This is a genomic window from uncultured Aquincola sp., from assembly GCF_964001545.1.
Lineage (GTDB): Bacteria > Pseudomonadota > Gammaproteobacteria > Burkholderiales > Burkholderiaceae_C > Aquincola.
Genome location: NZ_CAXFDV010000214.1, coordinates 1 through 9872, shown reverse-complemented (window position 1 = coordinate 9872; position 9872 = coordinate 1). Strand labels below are relative to the sequence as shown.

The following is a 9872-nucleotide window of genomic DNA, read 5'->3' as shown; positions in this document are numbered from 1 at the left end:
TCACCCGGGTGCTCACCCAGCCGCTGCAGCGGCGGCTGGACCCGTACCTGATGCTGGACGCCTTCGGCACCGACAACCCGGACGACTACATCGCCGGCTTCCCCGACCACCCGCACCGCGGTTTCGAGACCATCACCTACATGATCGCCGGCCGGATGCGCCACCGTGACAGCGCAGGCCACGAAGGCCTGCTGGACGACGGCGGCGTGCAGTGGATGACCGCCGGCCGCGGCGTGGTGCACAGCGAACTGCCCGAGCAGCAGGACGGCCGCATGGAAGGCTTCCAGCTGTGGCTCAACCTGCCGGCCAAGGACAAGATGCGCGAGCCCTGGTACCGCGACATTCCCAGCGCCGAGATCCCGGAATACGTGGGCGACGGTGTGAAGGCGCGTGTGATCGCCGGGCAAACGCACGGCGTGACCGGCGCCGTGCAGCGCGAGGGCAGCCAGCCGCTGTACCTGGACCTGCACCTGCAGCCGGGTGCACGCTTCGAGCAGGCGCTGCCGGCCGGGCACAACGCCTTTGTTTACGTGTACCGCGGCGGCCTGCGCGTGGGTGAATGCCAGGTGCCGGCGCAGCGCATGGCCATCCTGGCCAACACGCCGGGCAGCGACGGCGTGGTGCTGCAGGCGGGCGACCAGCCCACCCGCGCGCTGCTGATCGCCGGCCAGCCGCTGAACGAGCCCATCGCGCAGTACGGTCCGTTCGTGATGAACAGCAATGACGAGATCTTCCAGGCCGTCGAAGACTTCCGCGCCGGCCGCTTCGTGTAACGCGGGCGGGTGAGCGTCTGTCAGCCGGGCGGCCACCCGCACCGCATTGAGGCGTTGTCCGACAACCCGTAACAGCCGGTAGAGGGACCATGCGCGCCATGGTCCCCTTTTTGCGCCATCTGCTGTCCGCTGCCACGTTGTCCAGCGTGTGTTTCCTGCAGGCCTGCGCGGCTCTGCCGCCCCTGCCGCACCGCACCGAAAGCCGCGCCATCCCCGGCACCACGGCCAGCGCCTTCGCACGCAAGGTGTCGGCCGAGCGCGGCAATGCCAGCCCGGCGCAGTCGGGCGTGCGGCTGCTGGCGGGCGGTGAAGAAGCCTTGTCCACCCTGCTGGCGCTGGTCGATGGGGCCGAGCACACGCTGGACCTGCAGTACTACGCGGTGCTGAACGAAGCCAGCACCCGGCTGCTGCTGCAGCGGGTGCGCGCGGCGGCCAACCGTGGCGTGCGGGTGCGCATGCTGATCGACGACTTCAACACCAGCGGCACCGACGACGCACTGCTGCGCCTGACGCGCCACCCGCGCATGGAAGTGCGGCTGTACAACCCGCTGCCGGGCGGGCGCTTTTCGCTGCCCACGCGGGTGATCGCCTCCCTGCACGACGTGGGGCGCATCAACAACCGCATGCACAACAAGCAGCTGGTGGCCGACAACGCGCTGGCCGTCACCGGCGGGCGCAACCTGGGCGACGCCTACTTCCTGCAAGGCGCCGACGCCAACTTCGTCGACCTCGATCTGCTGGTGGCCGGTCCGGTGGTGCAGCAGCTGTCGGCCACCTTCGACCGCTACTGGGCCAGCGAGCTGGCCTACCCGGCCGACGCCATCATCTCGCCTGACAAGGCCGGGTCCGCGCCGGCGGCGGGCGATTCGCCGCTGTCTTCGGCCGCGGCAGGCACCGCCACGCCCCAGGCCAGCTCGCCCGCGCCGGCCGCCAGCCAGGCCGCCCGCATGGAATCGGCACCGGTCACCGCGCCCACCCGCGCGGTGCCGCCGGAGCGGCCGCCTGCTTCCGCCGCCTCCAAGGCCGTGCCCGAAGTGCCGCCCGGCGAGCCGGCCAGCGCGCCCAAGCTGCCGCCGGTGGCCTCGGCCCCGATGGACGCGCCTTCGGGCCTGGACGTGCCCACGCTGGAGCGGCTCAAGGCCCAGGCCGATGCCTTGCGCGCCGGCCCGCTCAAGCTGCAGTGGATGCCGGCGCGGCTGTGGGCCGACCGGCCTTCCAAGACCAGCAGCGAAGGCACGCCCTCGCCCGACGAGATCATGTTCGACGACTTCGCGGGGCTGATGCGATCGGCCCGGCAGGAGGTCTTCCTGGTCACGCCCTACTTCGTGCCGGGCCAGCCCGGCATGGCGGTGATCCGCGAGCTGCGCCAGCGCGGCATCCGGGTGCGCATCCTCACGGCCTCGTTGGCGGGCACCGATGCGCCGGCGGTGTACCTGGGCTACAGCCGCTACCGCGAAGCGCTGCTGAAGCTGGGCGTGGAGCTGTACGAGCTGCGCGCCGAACCCGGCGGGCCGCAGCCACCGCGCTTCGGCGGCGTGCATTCGCGTACCAACCTGCATGCCAAGGCCATGCTGGTGGACGGTGGCACGGTGGTGGTGGGCTCGATGAACTTCGACCCCCGCTCGGCCAACCTCAACACCGAGATGGGCCTGGTCACGCGCAGCACCCGCTTCGCCGCCCAGGTCAACGAGCTGCTGACCGAAATCACCCGCCGCGCGGCCTGGCGCCTGTCCTTGGAAGACGGCGGCCTGCTGTGGAGCCACACCGACGACAAGGGCCAGGCGCTGCGCGTCACCCATGAGCCCGACACCTCGGTGTTCAAGCGGCTGGGCCTGAAGCTGCTGGGGCCGCTGGCGCCGGAGGAGATGCTCTGACGCAACAAGCTCAGCGCTTCTTGGCGCCGATGGTGTAGCGCCCCGTGCCATTGCTGCGGTCGTAGTGCCGCACCTGCACCCAGTAGCGGCCGGGCAGCAGCGCCTTGCTGATGCGCGCGTTCTGGCCATAGCCGCTGTCGTCGTCCTCGGCGATCAATGCGGTCGGGCTGTCGGGGCCGAACAGCTTCATGTACACGTCGGTGGCGCCGCGGGTGTCGATCTCGTAGACCGCCTCTGTGTCGGCCTGCAGCAGGAACACGTCTTCTTCGCCAGGGTGGCCGATGCTTTGCTGCAGCCGCGCCGCGCCCGCCACCAGCGGCGTGGCCCGCTCCACCCCCGGGCTGCTGCGCGGGTACATCTTGGCGCCGGCGATGAAGGCCTTGTCCAGCTGCGACAGCACCTCGTTGGCATGCGTGGCCACGTTGTTCAGCGTCCATTCCGCCGGAAAGGCGTAGAGCATGATCGAGTCGGGATCGAACGCGGTGCCGTTGATCTGGTCGACCGCGTACTTGCGGAACACGTTGTGCCGCACCGTGGCCTCGTCCCAGAAGTTGGGTGGGCCGGCCAGCGCGGCGATTACCACCGGCTCGTTCCACTGGATGCCGCCGGCCGGGTTGGAATGCTCGTGCCCCAGGCCGATGGCGTGGCCGAACTCATGCGCCGCGGTGCCGCCGTCGAGAAAACCCAGGTTCATCGTGGCCTGGTTCAGCGGCACGCTGCGTGCGTCGGTGCCGATCATCGACCAGGCGCCGTCGTTGGCATCGAAGCTGATGCGGATGTCGGCATTGGGCGCATTGCCGAACTCAAAGTGCAGGTTCGCCACCGCCTCCCACCAGCCGGCTTCTTCACGCGCGATGGCGCGCTGGCTGGCGTTGCCGCCCATGAAGCGCACTTTCAGCGTGCTGCCATTGACCCAGGTGCTGCCGCGCACCGCAATCGCACGCGCACGGCCGCCGGGCATGGGCGCGGCCAGCGGCTGCGGCCGCATCAGGTTGCGCGGCAGGATGCGGTCGTAGCAGCAGCGGGCCGCGGGGCGGAAAGGCCGGTCTTCGGGTGTGGCGGTGGTCATGGCGGGCTCCTGGCAAAAAGGGCACAGCAGAGGGCTGCCTTCACCATAAGCGCAGCCGCGTTCGGCCGCCATGCCGCGCCAGCCAAGCTGGGGATGCCGGCTTAGGGATGGGGGGCTGCGGCATCATCCGCGCCCATGCAAGCAAGGTCTCCCTCCGTGTCCGACGAACCCTTCCTGGCGCTGCAACAGGTCAGCCGCCGTTTCGCCAACGGCGTCACCGCGCTGGCCGACGTGAGCCTGCAGGCAGCGCGTGGCGAGTTCGTCAGCCTGCTGGGGCCTTCGGGCTGCGGCAAGAGCACCGTGCTGCGGCTGCTGTCGGGGCTGGACGAGCCCAGCAGTGGCCAGGTGCAGCGCCCGCCCGACGACGTCGGCTACGTGTTCCAGGAACCCACGCTGATGCCCTGGGCCAGCGTGCAGGACAACGTGCGCCTGCCGCTGCGCCTGCGCGGCGCGCCGCGGGCCGAAGCCGATGCCGCGGTGCAGGCCGCGCTGTCGGCGGTGGGCCTGGCCGACTTCGCGCGCGCCCTGCCGCGCGAGCTGTCGGGCGGCATGAAGATGCGTGCCTCCATCGCACGTGCGCTGGTCACGCGCCCTTCGCTGCTGCTGCTGGACGAGCCCTTCGCCGCGCTCGACGAGATCACCCGCTTCAAGCTCAACCAGGATTTGCTGGCGCTGTGGCAGCGTGATGCCTTCACCGCGCTTTTCGTCACCCACAGCGTGTACGAGGCGGTGTTCCTCAGCCAGCGCATCGTGGTGATGGCCGCGCGCCCGGGCCGCGTGGCCGCGGAGTTGACGGTGGATGCGCCCTACCCGCGCACGCCGGCCTTTCGCAGCAGTGCCGAATTCATCCGCTGCTGCACCGCCGTGTCACAGGCGATGGAGCAGGCCAGCGGGGCCACGCTGTGAGCCGCGCGCGGCAAGAGGCGCCCTGGCTGCGCTGGGTGGTGCCGGCCGTGGTGGCCGTGGCCGCGCTGGTGGCCTGGGAAGCGGTGGTGCGCATCTACCAGCTGCCGCAGTACCTGCTGCCCGGTCCGCTGCTGGTGGGCAAGACGCTGTGGGCCAACTTCGGCTCGCTGATGGGCAGCTGGTGGTACACGGTCAAGATCACCTTCGGCGCGCTGGGGCTGGCCATCGTGGGTGGCGTGCTGCTGGGCGGGCTGTTCGCGGTGTCGCGCTGGGTGGAGCTGAGCCTGTTTCCGTTCGCGGTGGTGCTGCAGGTCACGCCCATCGTGGCCATCGCACCGCTGATCCTGATCTTCATCGACAGCACCACCGCGGCGCTGCTGCTGTGCGCGTGGATCGTCGCGTTCTTCCCCATCCTGGCCAACACGGTGGTGGGCCTGCGCAGCGCCGACGCGCGGCTGCGCGACCTCTTCCGGCTGTACCGTGCCACCCGCTGGCAGACCCTGGTGCACCTGCTGGTGCCGTCGGCCCTGCCCTACTTCATGGCCGGGTTGCGGGTGGCGGCGGGGCTGTCGCTCATCGGCGCGGTGGTGGCCGAGTTCACCGCCGGCGCGGCCGGCCGCGAGACGGGCCTGGCCTCACGCATCCTGGAAGCCAGCTTTCGCACCGAGATGCCGAAGATGTTCGCCGCGCTGGTGCTGGTGTCACTCACTGGCATCGCGCTTTATGGGCTGATGCTGCTGCTGTCGCACTGGCTGCTGGGCCGCTGGCACGACAGCGAGCGGGGTGGGGATTAGTGCGCCGCTCGCCTGGCAGCACGTTCACTCGTAGTCGATCCGGATCTCACGGGCGGGTCCGTTCCAGCCGATCCTGCAGACGTTGAGGATGTCGCGGCCGATCAGCCCGTCGAACGGTTGATTGATGAAAGGCTGTCCACCGATCAGCAGCTGAAAGCGCCTGGTGTTGGGACTGGCCTGTCCGCCCAGCGTGATACCCACCTCGTAGGCGGGAAACTCGGTGGCGATGCCGCCGCCCGTGACGGTATGCACTTCGGCCCAGCTGCGTGGCTGCAGCCCCAGCGAGCGCATGTGCATCTCGTCCACCCAGGAGCAGCTGGCGCCGGTGTCGATCAGGAATTGGAGTGGAAGCGGCGACGGCACCGACTGACCGATGCGCTGCAGGAACTTCCGGTGCTGCTCTCCAACGCCCACCAGAACTGGGATGACTGCACCGGATCGATGGATCGGTGCAGTGAACCCCCTCACTCGGCGAAGCCACGCATGAAATGCGTGGCGTGTGCCTGCACTTCTACTTGCTTGACGAAAAAGCGATCACCGGCGTACTGGGTGTAAGCCCATTCGAGCGCTTGGTCGTAGGTGTCGAACGTCGTGGCATCTACCTTCGATCCATGGATCACGACGAACTGCCCGTCGTGCTCGGTCAGGAGATCGGGCAGCGCTTCCTTGTACGCCTGAATCTCGGTTTGAAAATCCAGCATGGGGTGGCTCCTCGATGCCCGTTGTCCGCTGCTTGTGCAGCGGTTGCCCACAGTGTTGTCCACAGCCGCCGTGGCCCTCGTTTATACAAGACGAGCGGCCGGTCGGGCGCATCACGTGGGCGTTGTTGAAAGTGGCGGGCGCGCCTCTGACGCCGGCGGCGGCTGCAGCGCGCTGCGCACGCGCCGGGTGGTCCAGGGTGTGCGTTGCTCCAGGCGCAGCAGCTCCTGGACGCGCTCTTGGCGCGACAACGGCGGCACGGCCACCGGCGGCTTGACGGGGGAAAACAGGTCTCGCATGAACACCTCCTGAGGCAGGACGGTTCGTGAAGGGCATGGCCGGCTGCAGCAGGTGCGCGCGAGCGCACCGCCACAGCGATGAAGCGATGCGAGCAGGGAGGGCGTGTGGGCCGTTCAGGCCCCGGGTGCGGTCGGCGCGTGCGCGCCGACGGAGTCGGCGTTCAGCGCGTCAGCGGGTTTGCGGCCATCCCGGCTCGCATCGCATGACTGGAGGCACTGTCCAAGCACGGACTCCGTTGTTGAGAAGCCGAAATTGTTGCATCGCCGCACGACTGTGGTCAAACAGCTTTGCAGGCGTGTAACACCGTGCCCCGGTCGCTATAGTCGTCGCCACCCCTTTCAAGCCGTCACCGCCATGCCTCCACGTGCCGTTGCCCTTGCCGCCCTCGTCGTCACCGCGCTGGGTGCGCAGGCGCAGACCAAGGTGGTGTTTGCCACCAACTGGAAGGCCCAGGCCGCGCACGGCGGCTTCTACCAGGCGGTGGCCGACGGCACCTACAAGAAGATGGGCCTGGACGTGGAGATCCGCCAGGGCGGCCCGCAGGTCAACAACCGGCCGCTGCTGCCGGCCGGCAAGATCGACTTCCTGATGACCGGCAACCTGCTGCACAGCTACGACAACGTCAAGAACGGCGTGCCGGTGATCGTGGTGGCCTCGATGTTCCAGAAGGATCCGCAGGCCTTGTTCGCCCATCCTGACCAGGGCTACCAGCAGTTCACTGACCTCAAGTCTGCGCCCACCGCCTTCATTGCCAAGGACGCGCAGTTCTCGTGGTGGAGCTGGCTCAAGGCCGACTACGGTTTCAAGGACGAGAACCTCAAGCCCTACAACTACAACCTCGGCCCCTTCCTGGCCGACAAGAAGAGCATTCAGCAGGGCTATGCGGTGGAAGAGCCCATCTCGATCGAGAAGCAGGGCGGCTTCAAGCCCATGACCTTCCTGCTGGCCGACCACGGCTACAGCACCTACAGCACCACCATCGAGGCGCGGACCGAGATGGTCAAGACCAACCCCGACCTGGTGCGTGCCTTCGTCAATGCGTCGGTGCTGGGCTGGGTGAGCTACCTGTACGGCGACCGCCGCCGCGCCGACGCGCTGATCAAGCGCGACAACCCCGAGATGACCGACGAGATGCTGGACAAGTCGGTGGCGCTGATGAAGAGCCTGGGCATCGTGGACAGCGGCGACGCCCTCACGCAGGGCATCGGCGCGATGAAGCCCGAGCGGGTCAAGGACTTCTACGACAAGATGGTCAAGGCCGGCCTGTACAAGCCGGGCGAGGTGGACCTGAGCAAGGTGGCCACGATGCAATTCGTCAACAAAGGCGTGGGGCTGGACCTGAAGAAGCAGCTCGGCGGCAAGTAAGCTCGGGTTTCTACCCATCCCAGGGCCGGCTGCATGCCGGCCTTGTCATTGCTGCCCGCCCCCACGATGTATTTGTTCTGGCACACCGTCACCCGCCTGGGCGAAGCCCAGCTGCTGCTGCCCGCGCTGCTGGCCGTCACCGCCTGGCTGGCCCTGCGGGCGCAGGCGCCGCGCGTGGCGCTGGTGTGGCTGTCCACCACGGCGGTGGCAGCGCTGCTGACCACGGCCACCAAGATCGCCTTCATCGGCTACGGCCTGGGCTATGCGCCGCTCGATTTCACCGGCATCTCGGGCCATGCGATGTTCTCGGCCGCCATCCTGCCGCTGCTGGCCCGTGAGACGGTGGGCGCCGCCCACCCGCGCTGGCATGCGCCTGCGGTGCTGGTGGGCGTGGCGCTGGCCGCGCTGGTGGCGGTTTCGCGCGTGAAGGTGCATGCGCATTCGCCGTCGGAAAGCTGGGCCGGCTTTCTGCTGGGCTGCACCGCCAGCCTGCTGGCCTTGCGCTGGGTGCAGCTGCCGCCGGTGAGCGCGCCCAAGAAGCTGCTGCTCATCGTGGGCGCCTGGCTGGCGGTGGCGGTGGCGGGCGCGCCGCCTTCGCGCACGCACGATTGGGTGACGCGGCTGTCGGTGGCGCTGTCGGGCGCGCCCGAGCCCTACACCCGCTGGCACATGCACCGCGACTGGCGGCGCCTGAACGGACCGGTCGGCGGCGCCGTCAACGCCCCGCTGCGTTGAGGGCCTGGCCCAGCGCGCGGCGGTAGTCGTCGAAGGCCTGCAGGTCGCCATGGCCGGCGCCGGCCACCGTGTGCAGCGTGGCGCCGGGCAGCAGGCGCCGCAGCGCCTGGCTGTGGGCCAGCGGAATCAGCCGGTCCTGGTCGCCATGCACCAACAGCACCCGCAGGCCGGTGCCGGCCAGTGGCTGCAAGGCCTGGTCGGTGCGCAGCGGGTAGCGCAGCAGCGGGCTGGGCACGTCGGGGTATTGCTCGGCCGCCATCGCCACCATGCTGCGGTAGGGCGAGACCAGCAGCAACAGGGCGGGCCGCTGCGCTGGTGGCAGGCTGGCCGCCAGCTCGGCCGCCAGGCCGGTGCCCAGCGACCGGCCCAGCAGCACGATGGGCCGGCCCGCATAGGCCGGCGTCACCTGGTTCCAGGCGGCGCGCACGTCGGCCTGCAGCTGGTCCTGGCTGTGCACGCGCCCGCTGCTCTTGCCGAAGCCGCGGTAGTCCAGCATGAACACGTCGTAGTTCAGCGACCGGTAGAAGTCGAGGTCGACGAACCAGCGCTCCAGGTTGCCTGCATTGCCGTGCAGGAAGAACACCAACCCGCGCGCGCCGGGCCGCTGCAGCTGCAGCCCGTGCAGCCGCGCGCCGGGGACGTCGATGAACACCTCGTGCGCATCGGGCGGCAGCGTGTAGCGGTAGTCGGCGGGCAGTGGTGTGGGCCGGAAGATCAGCGATTCCTGCTGCCACCACAGCCAGCCCAGCAGCGCGGCATACACGGCCAGCGCCAACCCCACCAGGCCCAGCAGCGCCCGGCGCCAGAAGCGCCGCGTCATCCCAGCGGGGACACGCCGATCAACCAGACGTGCAGCTTGAACAGGAACAGCAGCCACACGGCCGTGCCCACCCCCACGGTGATGGCGGTGCCGGCCAGCGTGCCGCGCGGGTAGACGATGCCCTCGCGCCGGTCGCGCCGGCGCGAGACGGCAAACAGCACGATGGACCACACCAGGAAGCTGCCGAACAGCAGCAGGTCGGCCAGCATGCCGTTGGCCAGCAGGTGCGCAAAGGCCCATACCTTGACCGCCAGCACCATCGGGTGGTGCAGCCGCGCCTTGATCTGGTTGCGTGGCACATAGGCCGCCACCAGCAGCACGAAGGCGGCCAGCGTGAACAGCACCGACACATGGCGCAGGCCGCGCGGCGGCTCCCAGATCAGCACCGGGTTCAGCCGCGCCTGCCCGTAGCCCCAGACGATGAGCACAAAGCCCACCAGCGACACGATGGAGTACACGGCCTTCCAGCCGTTGAGGCCCATGCGCGCGACCTGCCGCTGGCGAAAGCCCTCGGCAAAGATGCGCGTGGAATGAAGG

The 9872-nt window shown here is 69.2% G+C and carries 12 protein-coding genes; 6 read left to right on the top strand and 6 right to left on the bottom strand.

Going from position 1 to position 9872, the window contains the following annotated elements; genetic code table 11:
• Nucleotides 1-773 (top strand): pirin family protein (locus ABNT58_RS07495; protein WP_348752875.1); only part of this gene is annotated, 773 nt, incomplete at its 5' end.
• A gap of 89 nt (nt 774-862) precedes the next feature.
• Nucleotides 863-2647: a phospholipase D-like domain-containing protein gene (locus ABNT58_RS07490; protein WP_348752874.1), complete on the top strand. Its 1785-nt coding sequence runs from the start codon at nt 863-865 to the stop codon at nt 2645-2647.
• A gap of 10 nt (nt 2648-2657) precedes the next feature.
• On the opposite strand, the gene ABNT58_RS07485 is transcribed toward ABNT58_RS07490, so the two are convergent.
• A complete protein-coding gene (locus tag ABNT58_RS07485) occupies nt 2658-3716 on the bottom strand; it encodes a M12 family metallopeptidase (RefSeq protein WP_348752873.1) in 1059 nt (352 codons plus the stop codon).
• Between the two features lie 135 nt (nt 3717-3851).
• Here ABNT58_RS07485 and ABNT58_RS07480 point away from each other — a divergent pair, with 135 nt between their 5' ends.
• A complete protein-coding gene (locus ABNT58_RS07480; protein ID WP_348752872.1) occupies nt 3852-4622 on the top strand; it encodes an ABC transporter ATP-binding protein in 771 nt (256 codons plus the stop codon).
• Nucleotides 4619-5416 carry an ABC transporter permease gene (locus tag ABNT58_RS07475; RefSeq protein WP_348752871.1) on the top strand — a complete coding sequence of 266 codons (798 nt, stop codon included), beginning with the start codon at nt 4619-4621 and terminating at the stop codon, nt 5414-5416. Before ABNT58_RS07480 ends, ABNT58_RS07475 begins: the two co-directional genes overlap by 4 nt.
• Nucleotides 5417-5440: 24 nt before the next feature.
• Here the strand turns inward: ABNT58_RS07475 and ABNT58_RS07470 are convergent, their stop codons facing one another.
• From ABNT58_RS07470 to ABNT58_RS07460, 3 genes are all read right to left on the bottom strand, one after another.
• Nucleotides 5441-5779, bottom strand: coding sequence for an aspartyl protease family protein (locus tag ABNT58_RS07470; protein ID WP_348752876.1), 339 nt, complete (start codon nt 5777-5779; stop codon nt 5441-5443).
• A 101-nt stretch (nt 5780-5880) separates the two neighbouring features.
• Complete coding sequence (locus tag ABNT58_RS07465) at nt 5881-6117, bottom strand: hypothetical protein (RefSeq protein WP_348752870.1); 237 nt, start codon at nt 6115-6117, stop codon at nt 5881-5883.
• 111 nt (nt 6118-6228) lie between these two features.
• Nucleotides 6229-6414, bottom strand: a complete 186-nt coding sequence (locus ABNT58_RS07460) for a hypothetical protein (RefSeq protein ID WP_348752869.1) — start codon at nt 6412-6414, stop codon at nt 6229-6231.
• Between the two features lie 355 nt (nt 6415-6769).
• Between ABNT58_RS07460 and ABNT58_RS07455 the strand changes: the two genes are divergently transcribed.
• The gene (locus ABNT58_RS07455; RefSeq protein WP_348752868.1) at nt 6770-7780 is read left to right on the top strand and encodes an ABC transporter substrate-binding protein; all 1011 of its coding nucleotides are present in this window, start codon (nt 6770-6772) and stop codon (nt 7778-7780) included.
• Between the two features lie 66 nt (nt 7781-7846).
• The gene (locus ABNT58_RS07450) at nt 7847-8515 is read left to right on the top strand and encodes a phosphatase PAP2 family protein (protein WP_348752867.1); all 669 of its coding nucleotides are present in this window, start codon (nt 7847-7849) and stop codon (nt 8513-8515) included.
• Here ABNT58_RS07450 and ABNT58_RS07445 read toward each other — a convergent pair.
• Complete coding sequence (locus ABNT58_RS07445) at nt 8496-9335, bottom strand: alpha/beta fold hydrolase (RefSeq protein ID WP_348752866.1); 840 nt, start codon at nt 9333-9335, stop codon at nt 8496-8498. The genes ABNT58_RS07450 and ABNT58_RS07445 overlap by 20 nt on opposite strands.
• The coding region (locus ABNT58_RS07440) for an NnrU family protein (protein ID WP_348752865.1) at nt 9332-9872 on the bottom strand (541 nt) is incomplete at its 5' end. The genes ABNT58_RS07440 and ABNT58_RS07445, both read right to left, overlap by 4 nt.